The 20,447-nt window shown below is 71.8% G+C and carries 17 protein-coding genes and 1 riboswitch; of the genes, 9 read left to right on the top strand and 8 right to left on the bottom strand.

The annotated features are described in order from the left end of the window. The first annotated feature begins 531 nt into the window (after positions 1-531). From AB0N16_RS36045 to AB0N16_RS36005, 9 genes are all read left to right on the top strand, one after another. On the top strand, positions 532-1,428 hold the full coding sequence (locus AB0N16_RS36045) for a TauD/TfdA family dioxygenase (protein WP_365804259.1): 897 nt from the start codon (positions 532-534) through the stop codon (positions 1,426-1,428). Next, positions 1,425-2,315 (top strand): ABC transporter permease, encoded by an 891-nt coding sequence (locus AB0N16_RS36040; protein WP_365804256.1) that lies wholly within the window; start codon positions 1,425-1,427, stop codon positions 2,313-2,315. The genes AB0N16_RS36045 and AB0N16_RS36040 overlap by 4 nt, the downstream gene beginning before the upstream one ends. Next, complete coding sequence (locus tag AB0N16_RS36035; RefSeq protein WP_365804254.1) at positions 2,312-3,043, top strand: ABC transporter ATP-binding protein; 732 nt, start codon at positions 2,312-2,314, stop codon at positions 3,041-3,043. The genes AB0N16_RS36040 and AB0N16_RS36035 overlap by 4 nt, the downstream gene beginning before the upstream one ends. 65 nt (positions 3,044-3,108) lie before the next feature. After that, positions 3,109-4,164 (top strand): aliphatic sulfonate ABC transporter substrate-binding protein, encoded by a 1,056-nt coding sequence (locus tag AB0N16_RS36030; protein WP_365804251.1) that lies wholly within the window; start codon positions 3,109-3,111, stop codon positions 4,162-4,164. Beyond that, on the top strand, positions 4,161-5,516 hold the full coding sequence (locus tag AB0N16_RS36025) for an LLM class flavin-dependent oxidoreductase (protein ID WP_365804249.1): 1,356 nt from the start codon (positions 4,161-4,163) through the stop codon (positions 5,514-5,516). The genes AB0N16_RS36030 and AB0N16_RS36025 overlap by 4 nt, the downstream gene beginning before the upstream one ends. Next, on the top strand, positions 5,509-5,955 hold the full coding sequence (locus AB0N16_RS36020; protein ID WP_365804247.1) for an ATP-binding cassette domain-containing protein: 447 nt from the start codon (positions 5,509-5,511) through the stop codon (positions 5,953-5,955). Before AB0N16_RS36025 ends, AB0N16_RS36020 begins: the two co-directional genes overlap by 8 nt. Beyond that, a complete protein-coding gene (locus AB0N16_RS36015) occupies positions 5,901-7,175 on the top strand; it encodes a sulfite oxidase (RefSeq protein ID WP_365804245.1) in 1,275 nt (424 codons plus the stop codon). Before AB0N16_RS36020 ends, AB0N16_RS36015 begins: the two co-directional genes overlap by 55 nt. Before the next feature lie 357 nt (positions 7,176-7,532). Further along, a complete protein-coding gene (egtA, locus tag AB0N16_RS36010) occupies positions 7,533-8,825 on the top strand; it encodes an ergothioneine biosynthesis glutamate--cysteine ligase EgtA (protein WP_365804243.1) in 1,293 nt (430 codons plus the stop codon). Positions 8,826-8,997: 172 nt separating this feature from the next. After that, the gene (locus tag AB0N16_RS36005; RefSeq protein WP_365804240.1) at positions 8,998-9,996 is read left to right on the top strand and encodes a zinc-binding dehydrogenase; all 999 of its coding nucleotides are present in this window, start codon (positions 8,998-9,000) and stop codon (positions 9,994-9,996) included. A gap of 76 nt (positions 9,997-10,072) precedes the next feature. Here AB0N16_RS36005 and AB0N16_RS36000 read toward each other — a convergent pair whose 3' ends face one another. The 8 genes from AB0N16_RS36000 to AB0N16_RS35965 form a co-directional block, all read right to left on the bottom strand. Beyond that, entirely contained in the window at positions 10,073-11,473 is a 1,401-nt protein-coding gene (locus AB0N16_RS36000) for an NtaA/DmoA family FMN-dependent monooxygenase (RefSeq protein WP_365804238.1), read from the bottom strand. Continuing rightward, complete coding sequence (locus tag AB0N16_RS35995; protein WP_365804236.1) at positions 11,470-12,570, bottom strand: LLM class flavin-dependent oxidoreductase; 1,101 nt, start codon at positions 12,568-12,570, stop codon at positions 11,470-11,472. The genes AB0N16_RS36000 and AB0N16_RS35995 overlap by 4 nt, the downstream gene beginning before the upstream one ends. A gap of 467 nt (positions 12,571-13,037) precedes the next feature. Beyond that, positions 13,038-14,258, bottom strand: a complete 1,221-nt coding sequence (locus AB0N16_RS35990; RefSeq protein ID WP_365804234.1) for a dipeptidase — start codon at positions 14,256-14,258, stop codon at positions 13,038-13,040. Further along, positions 14,255-15,925, bottom strand: coding sequence for an ABC transporter ATP-binding protein (locus AB0N16_RS35985; RefSeq protein WP_365804232.1), 1,671 nt, complete (start codon positions 15,923-15,925; stop codon positions 14,255-14,257). Before AB0N16_RS35985 ends, AB0N16_RS35990 begins: the two co-directional genes overlap by 4 nt. Continuing rightward, positions 15,918-16,865 carry an ABC transporter permease gene (locus tag AB0N16_RS35980; protein ID WP_365804230.1) on the bottom strand — a complete coding sequence of 316 codons (948 nt, stop codon included), beginning with the start codon at positions 16,863-16,865 and terminating at the stop codon, positions 15,918-15,920. Before AB0N16_RS35980 ends, AB0N16_RS35985 begins: the two co-directional genes overlap by 8 nt. 3 nt (positions 16,866-16,868) lie before the next feature. Continuing rightward, positions 16,869-17,951 carry an ABC transporter permease gene (locus AB0N16_RS35975; RefSeq protein WP_365804228.1) on the bottom strand — a complete coding sequence of 361 codons (1,083 nt, stop codon included), beginning with the start codon at positions 17,949-17,951 and terminating at the stop codon, positions 16,869-16,871. Continuing rightward, positions 17,948-19,300 carry an ABC transporter substrate-binding protein gene (locus tag AB0N16_RS35970; protein ID WP_365804414.1) on the bottom strand — a complete coding sequence of 451 codons (1,353 nt, stop codon included), beginning with the start codon at positions 19,298-19,300 and terminating at the stop codon, positions 17,948-17,950. Before AB0N16_RS35970 ends, AB0N16_RS35975 begins: the two co-directional genes overlap by 4 nt. Before the next feature lie 66 nt (positions 19,301-19,366). Beyond that, complete coding sequence (locus AB0N16_RS35965; protein WP_365804226.1) at positions 19,367-19,597, bottom strand: hypothetical protein; 231 nt, start codon at positions 19,595-19,597, stop codon at positions 19,367-19,369. A gap of 258 nt (positions 19,598-19,855) precedes the next feature. Then, a riboswitch (SAM riboswitch) is annotated at positions 19,856-19,964 on the bottom strand. Positions 19,965-20,447 lie beyond the last annotated feature (483 nt).

The raw sequence follows: 20,447 nt of genomic DNA, 5'->3' as shown, positions 1-20,447 counted from the left end.
ATTTGACCCGGAGGCGCCACATCGACCTGGCGCATGTCTCCAGCGCGTTCTGTTGTAGTTGATCCGGAAGGCGTGTCGCTGATCCGCTGTCGGCTGCCCGCTGCCCGCTGCCCGCTGCCCGCTGCCCGCTGATCGGCTGATCGGCTGATCCGCTGAGCGGCTCCCGGCAGTGGCCGGAGTGCGCCCTGGGCGTACTTCCGGAAGGGGCGGTGCGAAGCCTCCGCCTCAGCGGTGTCCACCGCGCGACTGCTTCTCCCCCCTGGCTCCCCGGCTCCCCAGTGCCCCGGCTTCCTCGGGCCGCGGTGCGCATGGTGCTCCCCGAGATCAGTGAGGGGATGTGCCGTCGGCTGCTGTCGCCACATCTCCACCGCACAGCTTGACCTTCGTCCGGCACTCCTCGCGAGGGCGTCGGACCCCGCATCGCGACCGGACCCAGCACCGGCTTCGGGGCCGTTCACCGCTGCTCGTCACCCGTTCACCCCGGCTCTCAGCACCCGGCACTGCGCCCCATTCCTCGAGAGGGACCTCCTCATGCCTCCGACCATCCGCAAGCTCACGGGCCGCATCGGCGCGCTCGTCGACGGCGTCGACCTCGCCGCGCCCGCCGATCCCTCGACGGTCACGGCGCTCCGTCATGCCCTCGACGAGCACAAGGCGATCGTGTTCGACGACGTGAACCTCGACAACGCCGGTCAGGAGCGGGTGGCCGGCTGGTTCGGCGACCTGACGACCGCCCACCCGAACGTGCCGGCCGCCGACGGGACGACGAACGTGCTCGCCGTCGACAGCGAGACGTCCAAGGCCAACGAGTGGCACACGGACGTCACCTTCGTGCTCAACCCGCCCCAGCTCACCACGCTCCGGTCCATCGTGACCACGCCCTACGGCGGCGAGACGCTCGTCGCGAACGCCGCCGCGGCCTACCGCGACCTGCCCGAGCCGCTGCGGGCCCTGGCCGACTCGCTGCGGGTCGTGCACACCAACCAGTACGACTACGCGCGCCCCGCCGCCACGACGCCCGAACAGCGGGCGTACGACCGGGTCTTCGTCTCGACACCGTACGAGACGGAGCATCCCCTCGTGCGCGTACATCCGCTGACGGGCGAACGCGGGTTGTTCATCGGCGGCTTCGCCAAGCGCATCGCAGGCCTGTCGCACAGTGACTCGGCCGATCTGCTGCGCATCTTCCAGTCGTACGTGACCCGCCCGGAGAACATCCTGCGCTGGACCTGGGCCCCCGGCCAGCTGCTGATCTTCGACAACAGGATCACCCAGCACTACGGGGTCGACAACTACGACGACCACCCGCGCCGCCTCAACCGGGTGACGGTCGCCGGAGACGTGCCGGTCGGCGTCGACGGCTGGCGCAGCGAACAACTCGTGGGCGACGCCTCGCACTACAGCAAGGTGCTGGAGGTGGCGGCATGACCGAGGTCAGCCTCAAGAGGCCGGCCGTCGTCCCGGCGGTCGCCGAGACGACGGGCGTGCCCGGACGCGAGGTGTTCCTGCCGCTCGACGCCCGCCGCCGGACCCCGCTGCACACGCTCCGCGAGCGGCTGCGCTGGCCGCTGGGCATCTACACCACCCCGGTCGTGATCCTCATCGCCTGGGAGATCCTCGCCAGGGCTGGAGTGCTGCAGAAGACCTACGCCCCGGCGCCGACCTCCATCGTCGGGTCCGCCGTCGACCTGTGGCGACAGGGCGTCCTCGGACCCGACCTGGCCATCTCGCTGCAACGCGCCGGCATCGGCCTGGCCGTCGGGCTGACCGTGGGCATCGTCAGCGGGGTACTGGGCGGGCTGCTGCGCAGCGGCGAGTACCTGTTCAACGGCGTCGTGCAGATCCTGAACACGATCCCGCTGCTGGCGGTACTGCCGCTGATGATCGTGTGGTTCGGCATCGACGAGCTGACGAAGGTGCTGCTGATCTCCTTCGGCGCCGGCGTCCCCATGTACGTCAACCTCTTCGCCGCGATCCGCGGTGTCGACCAGCGGCTCATCGAGATGGCACGGACGACGGGAGCGGGCACCTGGCGGCTGGTGACACGGGTGCTGGTGCCCGGAGCCCTGCCGGGATTCCTGGTGGGCCTGCGGTTCTCGCTCGCCTACAGCGTCCTGGGCCTGGTCGCGGCCGAGACGGTCAACGCCGACAAGGGCCTCGGCTTCCTCATCACGCAGGGGCAGACGTACCTGCAGACCGACCAGGTCTTCGTGGGGCTGGTGATCTACTCGCTCCTCGGTCTGCTCGCCGACCAGTTCGTCCGGGTTCTCGAGCGGGTGCTGCTGCGGTGGCGTCCCAGTTATGAGGCGTCATGAGCACCACCGTCCGGGCACAGCCCCGGCAGCAGACCGGCGCCGCCGTGGAGAAGGTCGTCCGGCGGTTCGGCGAGCGGGTCGTCCTGGATCAGCTGGACCTCGCCATCGCCGACGAGGAGCTGGTGGTCCTGCTGGGCCCCTCCGGCTGCGGCAAGAGCACCCTCCTGCGGCTGCTCGCCGGTCTCGACCGGCCCGACGGCGGGCGGGTGGAGGTCCCGGCCAGGCGCGCGATCGTCTTCCAGGCCGACCGGCTGCTGCCGTGGCAGCGGGTACTGCGCAACATCACCCTCGGCCTGCACGGACCGGACGCCGACCAGCGGGCCCTCGACGTGCTCGCCGAGGTCGGGCTCGCGGGCCGCGAGAAGGCGTGGCCCAAGGAACTCTCCGGCGGCGAGGCCCAACGGGTGTCCCTGGCCCGGGCATTGGTCTCGGAGCCCGAACTCGTGCTGCTCGATGAGCCGTTCGCGGCACTCGACGCGATCACGCGGCTGCGCATGCACGACCTCGTGCGGGCGCTGCGCAGCAGGCATCACGCGGCCATGCTGCTCGTCACCCACGACGTCGACGAGGCGATCGCGCTGGCCGACCGCGTCGTCGTCATGAGCAACGGACGCATCGGCACCTCGCACCTGGTCGAGCTGTCCGCCGCCGACCGCGAGGCGAGCGTCGCCCGCGAGGAACTACGCGCCGCGCTCCTCGAAGACCTCGGTCTCGCCAACCAGCACTGAATCCAAGCCAGTCATCCCCCCCGCTCCCGCCCGCCCCGTCCCTGCACAGAAAGCACGTGAGAACCATGCCCACAAGATTTGCCCGAACAGTCGGCGCCCTCGGCCTGCTCGCCCTCGCGGGTCCCCTCGCCGCCTGCGGATCGGAGTCGGAGGCGGCGGCACCGCTGAGCAACGTGAGCGGATCGAGTGCCGACAGCCACCCCGAGTGGAAGAACTACACGTTCACCATCGGTGACAACGGCGGCGACGGCAGCCAGGAGCTGGCGAAGATCACCGGCGTCTTCGACAACGCGCCGTACAAGGTGAAGTTCGCCCGCTTCACCTACGGGCCGCCGCTCGTCCAGGCCGCCGCGTCGGGCGACATCGACCTGGGCAGCGTCGGCGACGTACCGCCCATCACCGGCGCCGCGAAGGAGTACGGCTTCAAGGTCGTCGCCGTGAACCGTTCCCTGAGGCCCGACCAGGCCAACGAGAACATCATCGTGCCGAAGGGCTCGACGCTGAAGACGCTCGCGGACCTCAAGGGCAAGAAACTCGCCGTCCCGCAGGGCAGTTCTGCCCACGGTCTCGCCCTCAACGCCCTCAAGAGCGTCGGTCTCGGCCCCAAGGACGTGAAGCTGGTCTTCCTGGATCCGGCGGCCGGCGCGACGGCGTTCAACACCGGAAAGGTGGACGCCTGGTCGATCTGGAACCCGCAGTCGGCCATCGCGGTGAAGAACGGTGCGCGGATCCTGGCGAAGGGCCTTCCGCCCATCGACCAGACGAGCAGCTACTACGTCGCGAGCGAGAAGTCGCTGAACGACAAGACGAAGCGGGCGGCCCTCACGGACGTCCTCAAGCGGCTGGCCCACGAGTTCGCCTGGGCCATCAAGCACGAGGACAAGTACGCCGAGGCCGTCTCCAAGGAAGAGGGCATCCCGCTGGCCGACGCGAAGGCCTCCCTGGAGACCTTCGAGACCCGCGTCACCCCGGTGGAGAAGTCGGACATCGCGGCGGAGCAGAAGCTCGCCGACGCCTTCCTGGAGGCGGGCCAGATCACCAAGACGGTCGACGTCGCGTCGATCACCGACAACCTCCTCCCGGCCGGCTACGACAGCTCGAAGCTGGAGGTCACCTCGTGAGCCACGTGAGCCACGTCAGCGAGAGACGCCGCCGGCTCCACCTCAACGCCTTCCTGATGGAGGCCGGCCACCACGAGGCCGCCTGGCGGCTCCCGCACAGCGACCCGCGGGCGGACTTCGACCTGCGGCACTGGATCGAGCTGGCCCGGCTGGCCGAGAGCGCCAAGTTCGACTCGCTGTTCCTCGCGGACGGGCCGGCCCTGAACGGCACCGGCGAGTTCCGGCCGCCCGGCCAACTCGAACCGCTGACGCTGCTGACCGTGCTGTCCCAGGCGACCAGCAGGATCGGCCTCATCGCGACCGTGTCGACGACGTACAACGAGCCCTACAACCTCGCCCGCCGCCTCGCCTCCGTCGACCATGTCAGCGGTGGCCGCGCCGGCTGGAACATCGTCACCTCGGCGGGCGCCGACGAGGCGGCCAACTTCGGCCTCGCCGACCGTCCCGACCACGCCCTGCGCTACGCCAGGGCCGACGAGTTCCTCCAGGTCGCCAAGGCGCTCTGGGACAGCTGGGAGTCCGAGGCCGTCGTGGCGGACAAGGCCACGGGGCGGTACGCGGACCCGGGCCGGCTGCACCGGCTCGACCACCGGGGCACGCACTTCTCGGTGGCAGGACCGCTCAACGTCGAGCGCCCGCCCCAGGGTTACCCGCTGCTCGTCCAGGCCGGCTCCTCCGAGGACGGCAAGGACTTCGCCGCCCGGCACGCCGAGGCGATCTTCACCGCCCACCGGACGTACGAGCGCGCCGCCGCCTTCTACGCCGACATCAAGGCCAGGACCCGCGCTGCGGGGCGAGACCCGGACGGCGTGATCGTGCTGCCGGGCATCGTCCCGTACATCGGGTCGACCGAGGAGGAGGCCCGGGCGCTGGCGAAGGAGTTCGACGAGCTGCGCGTACCGGAGTACGGGCTGCGTCAGCTGGCATCGGTCTTCGAGACCGAACCGTCGGTGTTCGAACTCGACGGCCCGCTCCCCGACTTCATCCTCGCCCGGCCCAAGCTGGAGGGCTCGCAGAGCCGCTCCGACCTCATCATCGAGCTTGCCCTACGCGAGAAACTAACGGTCCGCCAGATCATCTCGCGGCTCGGCGGCGGCCGCGGCCACTTCGAGTTCATCGGCACGCCCGAGCAGGTGGCGGACACGATCATCACCTGGTTCGAGGGCGGTGCCGCCGACGGATTCAACATCATGGCACCGGCCCTGCCGTCCGGCCTGGCGGCCTTCGTCCAGCACGTGCTGCCGATCCTGCGCGGCAAGGGCCTGTTCCGGGAGGAGTACGAGGGCACGACGCTGCGCGAGCACTACGGGCTGCCGGTACCGGCCAACCAGTTCCACCGTTCCGATGGCTGAAACCGGACCGCCGGCCCTGCGCGTCCAGGGGGCTGGCAAGACGTACGAGGACGGCTTCACCGTAGTGGCCGGGCTGGACCTGGAGATCCCCAGCGGGACCTTCTTCGGTCTGCTCGGCCCGAACGGCGCCGGCAAGACCACGCTGATCGGCTCGGTGTGCAGCATCGTCCGTCCCACTACCGGCACGCTCACCGTCTTCGGCCACGACCACCGGACCCGGGAGGCGCGCCGGCTGCTCGGCCTGGCCGAACGGGAGATCAACGTGGACCGGTTTCTGCCGATCCGTGGAAAAGGAAATCGTGTGGGCTGCCGCCGGATGCCCCGGCCGTGGCCCGTGCCGCCCCCTGCCGTGCTCCTTCACCCCTCTCATGACGAGGACCCGCCATGTCTGCTGCCCACTCCTCCGGGCACCGCCACGAAACCGACTACGACCGCCTAAGGCTGCGCCAGTGGCTCGCCGGTGAGGCCAGGGCTGACGGGGTCACCCGCCGTCGGCTGCTCACCCTGCTCGCCGCCACCGCCGCCGGGACCGCACTCGGGAACCCCCGCTCCGCCCGCGCCGCCGTCGCCGGAATCGTCAAGCCGCTGCCGCCCGAGTGGTTCATCGAGCGCGGTACCAACGCCGAGACCCGCTGGGAGGCGCTGCGCGGAACCGGCCACCACACCCCCAACGAGCTGTTCTTCGTACGCAACCACACCGCCACCCCCCTGCTGGAGGCCGACGACTGGCGGCTGAGGCTGTGGGGGAACGGGCTGCGCGGCAACCCCGGTGAGGACCGACCGGTGGAGTTCGGGTACGACGATCTGCGCGCCCTGCCCGCCGTCACCCGGACTGCCTTCGTGGAGTGCGCAGGCAACGGCCGCTCCTACTACACGACACAGCAGGGCGAGACGGTCACCGGCACCGCGTGGACCCTGGGAGCGATCGGGGTGGCGCGCTGGCGCGGGGTGCGCCTCGCCGACGTGCTGCGCAGGGCCGGTCTGTCCCCCCACGCCGTGGACGTGCAGCCGCGCGGTCTGGACGCCGAGTACGTCAGCGGCGGCGAGAGCCTGGGCCGGGTACGCCGTCCGCTGCCGCTGGCCAAGGCTCTGGACGACGTACTGCTCGCGTACGAGATGAACGGCGAGCGGCTTCCGTACGATCACGGCTACCCGGTGCGGGTGCTGGTGCCCTCCTGGGTGGGGATCGCGTCGATCAAATGGGTCGGCGACATCCAGGTGTCCGCGCAGCCTCTCTACTCGCCCTGGAACACCACCTTCTACCGGCTGTTCGGCCCCTCCTACCCGGAGGGCGGCAGCGCACCGCTCACTCGGCAGGCGACGAAGAGCGCCTTCGAGCTGGCGAGCGGGGCCACGTTCACGGCGGGTCGCGGACACGTACTGCACGGACGGTCATGGTCGGGCGCGGGCGCCGTCGCCCGGGTCGACGTCAGCACCGACGGCGGGGTGAACTGGCGCCCTGCCCGCCTGCACGACCGCCCCCGCGCCGGTACCTGGACCCGCTGGTCCCTCGGTTGGCAGCCCGAGGAACCCGGCGCCACCCACCTGCTGGCCCGTGCCACGGACGCAGCCGGCCGTACTCAGCCGGACGTCGCCGTACCGAACACACAGGGCTACTTGTTCGACGCGGTGGTCCGGCATCCGGTGAGCGTGGTGTGACGGATCACTGAGCAGGACGCGGCTCGGAGCGACCCTCGCCGGAAACCGGGCGGTCACCGAGGCGATCCGGGCGGCCGACGACGAGGGTCCGGCCGCGCGTGCTGGGGCACCACGACCACGGCCGGGACACGCGTATCCGCCAGAAGGTACGCCGGGACACCGACAGCGGGCCCGCGACGGGCTGAGGGCGGCCCGGCACCTCCCGAGACGCCCGTCGCGGGGTGCCGCACGCCCAGGTGTCTGGAAAGTGCGCTCTTGTCATGACAGGGCGGGACGGCGGACTCTGGCAGCAGATACGGCGGCGCGTACCGGACGTCGGATCCCCGACGGCCCTGAGGCGGCTCAGGAGGCTCCCGGATGTCGGTTTCACCGGAGTGCGGCGTTGATGGTCCTGCTGTCTCCGAACACGAGGCGGAGGTGCTGGTCGAGGGGATCTGCTTCAAGACGGGCCCGCCGCGCAGCGTCGGTGTCGAGGTGGAATGGCTTGTCCACCGGGAGCGTGCGCCGCACGACGTCGTGGGCCGGGAAGACCTGGAAGCGGCCCACGCCGTACTGCGAACCCTCCCGCTGACGTCCGGGCTGAGCGTCGAGCCCGGCGGTCAGGTGGAGCTGAGCTCCCGGCCGGCCCCGTCGCTGGCCCAGTGCGTCTCGGAGGTCTCCGCCGATCTTGCGGCCGTACGCACCGCGCTGCGCGCGCACGGCCTGACCCTGGCCGGGATGGGCGTCGATCCCTGGCAGCCGCCCCGCCGGTTCCTGCGGGAGCGGCGCTACGACGCCATGGAGGCCTGCCTCGACCGTACGGGTCCGGCGGGACGAACCCTGATGTGTACCTCGGCCTCCGTCCAGGTCTGCCTCGACGCCGGACGGGAGGAACCCGGCGTCATGGGATTCGCGCGCCGCTGGTGGCTGGCACACCACCTGGGCGCGGTCCTGGTCGCGGCGTTCGCGAACTCGCCCATGGCTGAGGGGCGCGCCACGGGCTGGCTGTCCACGCGGCAGCTGATGTGGGCGGAAGTCGATCCGGGACGGGCCGGCGGGCCCTCCCTGGTCCCCGACCCGCGCCGTGCCTGGGTCCGGCGCGTCCTGGACGCACCGGTGATGTGCGTACGGCGGGACGGTCCCTGGGAGGTGCCGGACAAAGTGAGCTTCCGCGAGTGGACCCGCTCGCGCACCATGCGCCCGCCGACCCACGCGGACCTCGACTATCACATCAGCACCCTGTTTCCGCCCGTCAGGCCGCGCGGATACCTGGAACTGCGCATGATCGACGCACAGCCCGGCGACGACGGGTGGATCGTGCCGCTCGCCGTGGCCACGGCCCTGTTCGACGACCCCGGTGCCGCGGCGATCGCGAACCGGGCGGTGGAGCCCCTGGTCGAGCGGGCCGCCGGGACCCCGGCTCCGCACAATCCGCTGTGGGCCGACGCGGCGCGCCACGGGCTTGCCGACCCGGAGCTGAAGCGGGCTGCCGTGACCTGTTTCGGCGCGGCGCTGGACGTCCTGCCCCGGCTGGGCGCGAGCACCAGGGTCATGGACGCCGTCGCCGCCTACACCGACCGCTATGTCAGCCGTGGCCGCTGCCCGGCCGACGACGTGCTCGACCGGCAGCGTGACCGGGACGCGTCCGTACGGCGCCGGACCTGCCGGTGACCCGGACGATCCTGGCCCCCGAGCGGAATGGCGAAGCGCTTCGTGATGTTGCCGCTGAAGGGTTTCGGGTCGTCAGGACACCTGTGGGGACCGCGAGTCGGGGTGATGGAGCAACGGCGCTCCGCGGGATGGCCTCGGGCCTGCGCATCGATCGAGTAGAGAAGGACGCCACGTGCGTGCATACGGATTCAAGTCGAACGGCGGACCGGAAGTCCTGGAAGAGATCCAGGTACCGACCCCGCGGCCGGCCCCGGGTCAGGTGCTGATCGAGGTCGCGTACGCCGGTGTGAACTTCGCCGAGGTCCAGCACCGACGGGGCGAGTTCGGCGAGCCCGACGGCCCCGGCGGCTACGACGTGCCCGGGCTGGAAGTCTCCGGCACGGTGGCAGCGCTCGGCAGCGGGGCGACGGGTCCGGCTGTCGGCGAACAGGTCGCGGCCTACCTTCCGGCCTTCGGCGGATACGCGGAGTTCGCCGTCGTCGACACGGACTTCGTCCGCCCGGTCGGTGTGCTTCCGCTCGCGCACGCGGCCGGGGTGCCGTGCGTCTATCCGACGGCCTACGGGGTGCTGACGGAGGCGGGGCGGCTCCACGAGGGCGACACGGTCCTGATCCATGCCGCGGCCGGCGGAGTCGGTTCGGCCGCCGCGCGCATCGCGCGAGCGCGTGGCGCCGCCCGGGTCTTCGGCACGGTCGGCTCCGCGACGAAGACACAACTGGCCGCCGAACTGGGCTACGACGCCCTGTTCGTCCGGGAGGACTTCGAGGACGCGGTCCGGGAGGCCACCGCTGGGCGCGGGGTGGACCTGGTGCTGGACCCCGTCGGCGGTCCGGTGCGCCACGCCGGCCTGCGGGTACTGGCCCCCTTCGGCCGGGTGGTCACCTACGGGGACCTCGGACGTGACGCCGACTGGACGGCGGACGTCTGGGACCTGTGGAAGAACAACAAGACCATCGCCGGATACAACATCGGTGACGTCGCCCGCCGTTCCCCCGCCACCATCGGCGAACACCTCTCCAGGGCGCTGTCCGCGCTGGCCTCCGGCGAACTGCCCTACACCCCGCCGACCGTCGTCGCGTCGTCGGACGTCGTCGAGGTCCACCGCCGTCACGAGGCCGGGCGGACCCACGGAAAGACCGTGCTCGCGTTCACGGGGCACGGGGCGGGCTGAGCCGGGCGGTGCGTTCCCCCGTCGCTCCGGCGAGCGAGGAGCCGGTGCCGGTCCGGTGCGACGGGGGGAGACGTGTTCAGCCGGCCTGCCGTCGCTCGGGTGCGGAGCGGTGGGTGAGCGGTGCCCGCAGGCCGAGGTGTTCGCGCAGTGTGCTGCCGGTGTACGCGGTGCGGTAGACCCCGCGTTCCTGGAGTTCCGGGACGAGCAGGTCGACGATGTCGTCGAGGCCGTCGGGGATGAGGTACGGCGTGACGTTGAAGCCGTCGACCGCGCCGTGCCGCACGAACCGGGCGAACTTGTCGGCCAGGCCGGACGGCGTGCCGACGTGCCCACGCTGCGGACCGAGCGCGATGACGGTCTCGCGCAGCGACCAGCCGTGCGCCTCCGCCTTCGCCCGCCATTCGGCCACCACCGTGCGCGGATCGGCGATGCGCCGCGCCCCGAAGGAACCGTCGTTCTCGGCGACGACCGGGTCCTCCGCGGGCAGCGGCCCGTCGGCGTCACGGTCGGACAGGTCGATGCCCCACAGCAGACCGGCGATCCCCAGCGCCGTGGCGGGCGTGACCTGCTGGAGCCGGATCCAGCGCTTCTTCTCCTGCGCCTCCTCCTCGGTGGCGCCGATGATGATCTCGGTGCCGGGCAGAATCCGCAGGTCGTCGTCGGGCCGCCCGACCGCCCGCAGCCGGCTCCGGATGTCCTCGGCGAAGGCCAGCGCGTCGTCGAAGTCGTCGCCGTGCGCGGAGAAGATGACGTCGGCGTTGCGGGCGGCGAAGTCGCGCCCCTCGCCCGAGTCACCGGCCTGGAAGATCACCGGGTGGCCCTGGGCGCTGCGCGGCAGGGTGGGGGCGAGATCGACGTCGAACTGCGCTCCCCGGTGGCGTACTTGGCGTACGGCGCCGGGCACCGACCAGGCGGGCGCGGCCACGGACGTGGCGACCGCCCGATCGTCCCAGCCGTCCCACAGGGCGCGGGCCACGGTGAGGAACTCCTCGGCGCGCCGGTAGCGGTCGGCGTGGTCGAGGTAGCCGCCGCGGCGGAAGTTGGCGCCGGTCCAGGCGTTGTCGGTGGTCACCACGTTCCAGCCGGCCCGGCCCTCGGAGAGGAGGTCGAGGCCGGAGAGGCGGCGGGCGAGGTCCGCCGGCTCGTTGAAGGTGGAGTTGGAGGTGGAGACCAGGCCGATCCGGCGGGTGACCGCGGCCAGCGCCGCGAGCTGGGTGATGGCATCGGGCCGTCCGGCCACGTCGAGATCGTGGATCCTGCCGTCGACCTCGCGCAGCCGCAGTCCCTCACCGAGGAAGAACGCGTCGAACAGGCCCCGTTCGGCGGCCTGGGCGACCCGCCGGAAGGAGGCGGGGTCGATCTGCGAGCCGCTGTCGGGGGCGGACCAGATGGTCCAGTGGTTCACGCCCTGGAAGAACACGCCGAAATGCAGCTGGGCGTCCGGCCGGGGGACGTCGAGGGGGTCGGTGCGGGTCATCGGGTCTCCTCCTGGACGGCCGCGGCCGCGAAACGGTTGGCGGGGCGCTCCAGACCCAGGGTCGAGCGCAGGGACGTGCCGGGCAGCGGGCGGGCGACCAGGCGCCGCGCGGACAGGGCCGGCAGGACGAGGCGGGAGAGGACGGGCAGATCCTCGTCCAGTACGAGGGGATGCAGTCGCACCCCGTGGACGTGACGGCTCAACTCATCGAGAACAGCCACCAGTCCGTCCGCCGAGCCGACGTGCCGCAGCCGTCCGCGGTCGTCCCACGGGGCATGGCGTTCCAGGTCGGCGACGCGCTCGGCGCCGGTCGTCTCCGGCGTGTCCAGCGCCACCTCGACCTCGGCGAAGACACGGGGCGTGCCGGCACCGGCGGCGGCCGCGGCGACCGACGCCGGGTCGCGGCCCTCGACCAGGGCGACGTCGAGCCGCGCGGCGGGCACCCGGTCCGCCCGGCCCAGGACGACGAGCTGCCCCTGCGGCGGGCGCGGCACGATCGCCGGGCCCTTGACGGCGTAGGTCTCCCCGGTGAAGTCGATGTAGTGCAGCCGCTCGCGGTCGAGGTAACGGCTCGTGGCCACGGACCGGATGACCGCGTCGTCCTCCCACGAGTCCCACAGGGCGCGGGCCACCTCCACCCCGTCCCGGGACTCCCGGGCCCGCCCGGCCGCGTCGGCGACCAGAGGGCGCCCCCACACCCGGGCCGCCCTGGGGTCGCCCTCCTCCGTCACCACCCAGCCGGCGCGGCCGGCGGAGATGTGGTCCAGGGACGCCAACTGGCTGGAGACATGGAAGGGTTCGGCATAGGTGACCGGGACGACGGGCGCGATCCCGATCGTGCTCGTGGACGCGGCGACGTACGCCGCCCGCTCCACCGCCCCGATCCGGCCGACGGGATCCGGCGCGGCACCGGGCGGCAGCACCCCGTCGTCCAGGGTGATCAGGGTGAACCCGGCGTTCTCGGCGACGGCGGCGAGCCCGGCCACCCGGCGCGGGGTGAGCAGCAGGTCGGGTGCGTGGGCGGCGCGGCGCCAGGCCGCGGGGTGGGCGCCGTCACCGTCGATCTCGACGGCGAGGTGCAGGGCGGGGCCGGACATGGGACGTTCCTTCCGGGAAACACGGGAACTCGCGGCCGCCCGGCCACGACGAGCGAGCCGGGCGACGGCAGGGGACGAGAGCCGGACGAAGCCACGACGTACGAGCAAGGCGTGGCGACGACCAGAGGTGCCGGGTGTGACGACGGCGCGCGGGACTGGGCGTGGCCACGGCGTACGGGACCTGCGAACGGGCCTGCGGGACCGTGTTGCGAGACGGGCCGCAGGGGTCAGAGGCGGTGTCCGGAAGGACAGACGGCGGAGCAGGTGCGGCAGTAGTCGACATGCCGGCGCATGATCAGTCGCACGCCGCAGCGCCCACCTCGCGGTGCCGCGCCGGATACGTGCATCAAGGGCCTCCACCCGTCCGAAACCGATCGGTTCACCGTACGTCGCCCGCCCCCGCGGGTGTCAAGGACATGCGACGCGGTCCACACCCGCCGGGGCGTCGGCCGGTGTGGACCGATCGGTCAGCGCAGCGGGACCGTGGGCCACAGCGGCTCGGTGGCCCACTCCTCGGCGGCGCGCAGCACACGCAGGACGTTCCGGCCGGTCAGGGCCTCCAGCTCGGGCCGCGACCAGCCGCGGTCGGCGAGTTCACGCAGCAGGACCGGATAGCCCGAGACGTCGGCGAGGCCGGTCGGCTGATGGTCCACCCCGTCGTAGTCGCCGCCGAGACCGATGTGGTCCACCCCGGCCACCGCACGCGCGTGCTCCACGTGGTCGGCGACCTGAGCGACCGTCACGTCGGGGCGGGGGTGGGCATCGAGCCAGCTCTTCAACCGGTCGTCGGGCGCCGCACCGAAGGCCTCCGCGTGCTCCTCGGCGACCCGCGCCGGATCCTCGCCCGGGCGTGGTGCGCGCGGCCAGCTCCAGGGCACGGCGGGCAGCCCCAGGCGTGCGCGTTCGTCCTGGAGCGCTTGGCCCCAGGCGGCGACGTCGGCGGAGATGAAGTACGGCACGAAGGTCAGCTGGATCACGCCCCCGTTGCCGGGGAGCAGCTCCAGTACCTCGTCGCTCACGTTGCGGGGGTGGTCGTTGAGGGCCCGCGCGGAGGAGTGGCTGAACAGCACCGGGGCGGTGGAGACGGCGAGGGCCGCGCGCTGCGTGGACTCGGCGACATGGGAGAGGTCCACGAGCACGCCGGTGCGGTTCAGTTCGGCGACGATCGCCCGGCCGGTGTCGTTGAGACCGCCGACCACCGGCTCGTCGGTGGCCGAGTCGGCCCAGGAGGTGTTGTCGTTGTGGGTCAGGGTCACGTAGCGCACGCCGAGCCGGGCGTACGAGCGCAGCACACCGGGCGACTCGGCGAGGCTGTGGCCGCCCTCGACACCGATCAGGGAGGCGATGCGCCCCTCGGCGAAGGCCGTCTCGACGTCGGCGGCGGTGTAGGCGATCCGCAAGGCGTCGGGGTAGCGGGCGGCGAGCCGGTAGACGGCGTCGATCTGCTCCAGCGTGGCCACCACCGCCTCGGGCTCGGACAGCCTGGAGGAGACGTACACCGACCAGAACTGCGCGCCCACCCCTCCGGCGCGCAGCCGGGGCAGGTCTGTATGCAGCTCCGGGCGGCCGTCGTCGAGCCCCTCGACGCTGTAGCCGGCCCGCGCGCGCAGTGCCACCGGCAGGTCGTTGTGGCCGTCGAAGACAGGCGTGCTGCTGAGTACTTCCTCGATCAGTGTGCCGTCGGTCATGAGCCGGCCACTCCTTCCTCCACGGGGCGTTGCTGACGTCTCGCCTGCCGGACCGGGTCGGGCACGGGCAGGGCGGCGACGAGCCGGCGGGTGTAGGCGTCCTGCGGGCTGCCGAGCACCTGGCCGGTGGTGCCCTCCTCGGCGATCCGCCCCCGGTGCAGTACCACCACCCGGTGGGCGACCTGTTCGACCACGGCCAGGTCGTGGCTGACGAACAGCGCCGCGAAGCCCAGTTCGCGCTGGAGCTCGCCGAACAGATCGAGCACCTTGGCCTGCACGGACACGTCCAGCGCGGAGGTCGGCTCGTCCGCGATCAGCAGCCCCGGCCGCAGCGCGAGTGCCCTCGCGAGGCCGGCGCGCTGACGCTGGCCGCCGCTGAGCTCGTGCGGGTAGCGGTCCGCGTAGGCGCGTGGCAGGCGCACCGCTTCGAGCAGCGACTCGGCCTGCGCCCGGATCTCCTTCGCGCCCAGCTCCCGCCGGTGCACGACGAGCGGTTCCGCGATGCTCTCGGCGATCGTCAGCAGGGGGTTGAAGCTGGTGGCGGGGTCCTGGAAGACGAACCCGATGCGCCCGGCCGTCCTCGACTTCCGTGACGTCCGTGTCAACGGCTCGCCGAACAGCTCCAGTCGGCCGCCCGTCACCGCGGTCAGCCCGGCGATGGCCCGCCCGATGGTGGTCTTGCCGCTACCGCTCTCACCGACCAGCCCGAGCACCTCACCCGGCCGGATCTCGAAGCTCACCCCGTCCACCGCCCGGAAGCCCTTGCGCCCCAGCCGCCCCGGGTAGTCGACGACCAGCCCAGAGGCCCGCACGACCGACTGGACCCCACCGTCCGCCGGCTCCGGCCCGGCACGTCCGCCGGTACCGAAACCTGGTACGGCGGCGAGGAGTTCCCGGGTGTACGGATGGGTGGGCGCCGCGAACAGATCACGCACCGGCGCTTGTTCCACCACCTTTCCGGCCCGCATGACCACCACCCGGTCGGCGAGGTCGGCGACGACTCCCATGTTGTGGGTGATGAGCAGCACGGCGGTGCCGAAGTCGATGCGGCAGCGGTGCAGCAGTTCCAGGATCTCCGCCTGGACCGTGACGTCCAGGGCGGTGGTCGGCTCATCGGCGACGAGGAGCCGGGTGCCCAGGGCGAGGGCCATGGCGATGACGGCGCGCTGCTTCTGACCACCGGACAGCTGGTGCGGGTAGTGGTCGACGCGGGTGGCCGGGTCGGGGATGCCGACCTTGTCGAGCCACTCCACGGCGAGCGCCCGCCGTTCGGCCCTGCCACCGCCGCGCCCGTGGGCGCGCAGGCCCTCGGTGAGCTGCCAGCCGATGGTGAAGACGGGGTTCAGCGCGGTGGAGGGCTCCTGGAAGACCATCGCGGCTTGCGTGCCGCGCAGGGCGCGCAGGCAGGCCGGGGACGCGGTGAGCACGTTCTCCTCGGGCTCCGAGGTGCCGTCGCCGAGCAGCACCCGGCCACCCACGGTCGCGGTGTCGGGCAGCAGGCCGAGGACCGACCGGGCGGTGACGGTCTTGCCGCTGCCGCTCTCGCCGACCAGGGCCAGCACCTCGCCGGGGGCGACGGACAGGCTGACCCCGCGGACGGCGGCAGCCGAGCCGGTGTCGGTGGCGAAGCCGACGTGCAGGTCCTCGATGCGCAGCAGGTCAGTCATCGTCCCCAGCTCCGTCCGTGGGCAGGGCGGAGGCACCTGTCCGGCGCCGCAGCCGCGGGTCGGCCAGGTCCGTGAGACCCTCGCCGAGCAGGGTCGTGCCCAGAACCGTGAGCACGATGCCCAGGCCGGGCGGGATCGCCGTCCACCAGATGCCCGAAGTGACGTCGGCGACCGCGCGGTTGAGGTCGTAACCCCACTCGGCGGCGGAGTTGGGTTCGATGCCGAAGCCCAGGAAGCCCAGGCCGGCGAGGGTGAGGATGGCCTCCGACGCGTTGATCGTGAAGATCAGCGGGAGGGTGCGCACCGAGTTGCGCAGCACGTGGCGGGTCATGATGCGCCACGGCCCGGTGCCGATCACCCGGGCCGCGTCGACGAACGGCTCGGCCTTCACCCGGATCACCTCGGCCCGTACGACCCGGAAGTACTGCGGTACGAAGGACACCGCGACCGAGCAGGCGGCCGCCCCGAGACCGCCGACGAGACTCGACCGGCCGCCGCTGATCACGAGCGACATGAGGATGGCGAGCAGCAGCGGCGGAAACGCGTACAGCGCGTCGGCCAGCCCCACAAGGAGCCGGTCCAGCCTGCCCCCGAGATAGCCGGAGAGCAGGCCGAGCACGGTGCCCGGCCCCACCGACAGCAGCAACGCGGCGACGATGATCAGCAGCGCGGTCCGCGCGCCCCAGACCGTCCGGGACAGGACGTCGTACCCGGCGATGGTGGTGCCCAGTGGATGGGCGCCGCTCGGATGCTGCTGGGAGCCGAACAGGCCCGCACTGTCGCGGAGTTGGGCGTAGCCGTGTGGGGCGAGCAACGGCCCCAGCAGTGCGGTGAGGACGAACAGCCCGGTCAGGACGAGGCCGGTGAGCAGCGTGGCCCGCTGCACTCCCGCGCCCGTCCGCAGCCGTAGCGGCAGCCGTCGTGCCAGAACCAGTGCCATGACTCAGTACCTCACTCGCGGGTCGATCAGCGCGGCGACGACGTCGACGAGGAAGTTCGTCACCGCCACGACGACGGCGAACAGGGCCACGATGCCCTGCACCGCCGGGAAGTCACGGACCGTCAGGTAGTGGGCGAGCTCGTAGCCGAGGCCCTTCCACTCGAAGGTCGTCTCCGTCAGCACCGCCCCGCCGAGCAGCCCGGCGACCTGGAGGCCCAGGACCGTGACGACGGGGATCAGCGCGGGCCGGGTGGCGTGCCGGGTGACCAGGCGGAGCGGGGCCACGCCTCGGGAGCGGGCGGCCTCGACGTACTCGGCGGAGAGCGTGCCGATCAGGTTCGTGCGCACCAGCCGGAGCAGGACGCCGGCCACGAGCAGGCCCAGGGCCAGCCCGGGCAGCACGGCGTGCTCGAGCACGTCGGCGATCGCCGTGCCGTCGCCGCTGCGCAGGGCGTCGATCAGGTACACGCCCGTCGTGCTGGTCTGGTCCTGGAGGAAGAGCTGGACGCCGGTGCTCGCCCGGCCCGACGCGGGCAGCCAGCCGAGCCAGATCGCGAAGACCAGCTTCAGCAGCAGACCCACGAAGAACACGGGCGTGGCGTAGGTCAGGATCGCGAAGAGCCGCAGGACCGCGTCCGGTGCCCGGTCGCGGTGGGCGGCCGCCACCATGCCCAGCGGGACGCCTATCAGCAGGGCCACCAGCAGTGCGTAGCAGGCGAGTTCGGCGGTCGCGGCTCCGTACGTGCCCAGGACGTGCGTCACCGGCTCGTTGTCGGTGACCGTGCGGCCGAAGTCACCGGTGGCCAGCGAGCGCAGGTAGTCCAGGTACTGGGTGAGCAACGGCCGGTCATAGCCCGCCTGGTGGAGCTTGGCCTGGAGCTGGTCCGGGGTGAGGCGGTCGCCGAAGGCGGCGCTGATCGGGTCGCCGGTCAGCCGCATCAGGAAGAAGACCAGACTGACCAGGATCAGTACGGTGGGGATGATGAGGAGGAAGCGGACCACCAGGTAGCGGGCGAACCCGTACCCGGCGGCGCCGTCGGCCGGGGTGGCGACGGCGCCGGGGGTCTCCTGCGTCAGAGTGCTCACTTCTTCGAGAGCCCCGCCCAGCGGAACTGGTACGTCGCGTCCAGCTCGGCCGGCACACCGCTGACGTCGCTGCGGGTGACGATGGCGGTGGAGCCCTGGAGCAGCGGCAGCAGCGGCACCTGGGCGGCGGCCCTGTCCTGCGTCTGCTTCAGGAGCCCGGTCCGCTTCGTGGCGTCCGTCTCGGTCTCCTCCTTCTTGATCAGCGCGCGCACGGCGGGGTCGTCGTAGCCGTTGGCGACCCAGCTGTTGGCCGAGTAGAAGGGCGAGAGGTAGTTGTCGGCGTCGAGGTAGTCGGCGTACCAGCCGAGCTGGTAGAGCGGGTAGAGGTGCTTGACGCGGTCCTTGCCGTACTGGGTCCACTCGGTCGACTGGAGGTTCACCTTGAAGAGCCCGGTGGCTTCCAGCTGGGTCTTGACCAGCGCGTACTCGTCGGCCGACGACGAGCCGTAATGGTCGCTGTTGTACTGCAGGTTGAGCGTCACCGGGGTGGTCACCTTCGCGGCCTTCAGCCGGGCCGCCGCCGCGGCCTTGTCGGGGCCGCCCTGCTTGTCGCCATAGCGCGACTTGAAGGAGGGGGTGGCGCCGGTCAGGCCGTCCGGGACGGAGCTGTAGAGCGGCTGGTAGGTGTTCTTGTAGACCTGCTGGGCGAGTTGGGACCGGTCGACGGAGTCCGCGACCGCCTGCCGGACGGCGAGGGCCTTCTTCGCGTCGGCGTTCTTCGTCCTGGTGCCGTACGGCTGGGTGGCGAGGTCGAAGACGATGTAGCGGATGCCGTTGCCGGAGCCGGTGTGGACCTTGACGCCCTTCTGCCTGCCGAGGTCGTCCAGGTCGGCGGTGGTGAGGGTGCGGTAGACGGCGTCGATGGTGCCCTGCTGGACGTCGAGCTTCAGGTTGCCGGCGTCCGTGTAGTACTTGAGCTGGACGTTCTTCGTCTTCGGCGCCCCCAGTCGGCCCTTGTACTCCGCGTTGGCGGTGAAGGACACCAGCGAGTTCTTGTCGTAGCTCTTGATGCCGTACGGCCCGTTCCACGGCTCGGCCGTGACGATCGACTTGTCGTCGAGGATCTTGTCCGCGGGGAACACCTGCTCGTCCACGACGTAGCCGGCGGCCGTGGACAGCACCTGCGGGAACAGCGTGTCGTCGGCCGACTTGAGGGTGAAGACGACCGTGGCCGGGTCCGGGGCGGCGACCGAGGCGAGGTTGTACAGCAGCGACGACGGGCCGTTCTCGTCGGCGATCTTCAGGTCCCGCTCGAAGCTGAACTTGACGTCCGAGGAGGTGAGTTCGTGACCGTTGGCGAACTTCAGGCCCTTCTGGAGCGTGACCGTGTACTCCTTGGGCCCGGTCAGCTTGATCCCGGTGGCCAGGTCCGGGGAGACCTTCGCGGAGCCGTTCTGCTGGCTGAGCAGGGTCGCCTAGACCTCGCTCTCGATCGTGCCGGAGCCCGCGTCCCACGAGCCCGCCGGGTCGAGGCTGGTGACCTGGTCGGTCGTACCGACGGTGATCGCCGCGGCGGAGCTCGCGGTGCTGCCGTCCTTGCTGCTGGTGCAGCCCGTCAGGGCGACCAGGAAAGCGGTGCCGAGGGAGAGCGCGCCGAGGCCGGAGCGCAGGGGTCTGCTCGGCGCCGGGCCGCTGTGAAGTGCCATCAGGAGTCTCTACTTCCGCATCAGGGGTGCGTGAGGCAGCCATGGCACGGGGCTGTGCCATGGCATGCGAGGTCGTGTGAGAGAAAGCGGGAGAGGGGTTACACCGGCGGACGGCAGCACGGCCGGCCGACGGAGGGCGTGATCAGCCCTGACACAGACAGCTGGACACCAGCAGCAGGTCGACATGGAGCCGGGAGCACAGCATCACGGCTCTCGCCATGCCGTCCCCCCGGGTTCCGGGCCGCCTCGCGGCCGATGTGAGCGCACTTGCAGAAAGAAGAGTTCCGCCGAGCCGTCACCTGGGGCACCCCACTGCGTCGAGGGTTGCCGTCCGGCCAGCCAGGGCTTGACACCGGAACTCGTGGCTCGCGCTCACCGTAGATCGGCTGTTCTTACGGCGTCAAGACAGTCCGGGCGCGTGGAGACCGGGCTGAACGGCGAGGCAGGCGTGGGAATCCGGCGGTACGGCGCACCGGCGGAGCGGGCCTGTCTCGAGGTGAAGTGCGGCGGGGTGACCGCCGGATCCGTTCCGTACCGACCGCCAGCATGGCCGCATACAGCCTCGGCAAGGCGGCACTCAACCATCTGGGCTCGCTGACGCCCACGCCGGCCGGGGCGCCCACCGCCGCGGCCCGGTGACGTCAGTGTCGGTGACGCGGGCGCGGGCGTCGTACGTCGCGGGCGGGCCGCGCGGCAGCGGCGGGCGGTGCGGCCGGCCGTGGGCGATGGCCGTGGCGCGACGGGCGCGGAAGGCACCCAGGTAGTCGCGTGGTACCGAGGTACCACCCGCTCGGCCCACGTCAGCCTCCCGGTACCACGGGATCGGGGTGATCCGGCGCCTAGCGTTGGC

This window comes from Streptomyces sp. NPDC051105 (genome assembly GCF_040682795.1).
In the GTDB taxonomy this organism is placed as follows: Bacteria; Actinomycetota; Actinomycetes; order Streptomycetales; family Streptomycetaceae; genus Streptomyces.
This window is presented reverse-complemented; position numbering and strand designations above follow the sequence as displayed.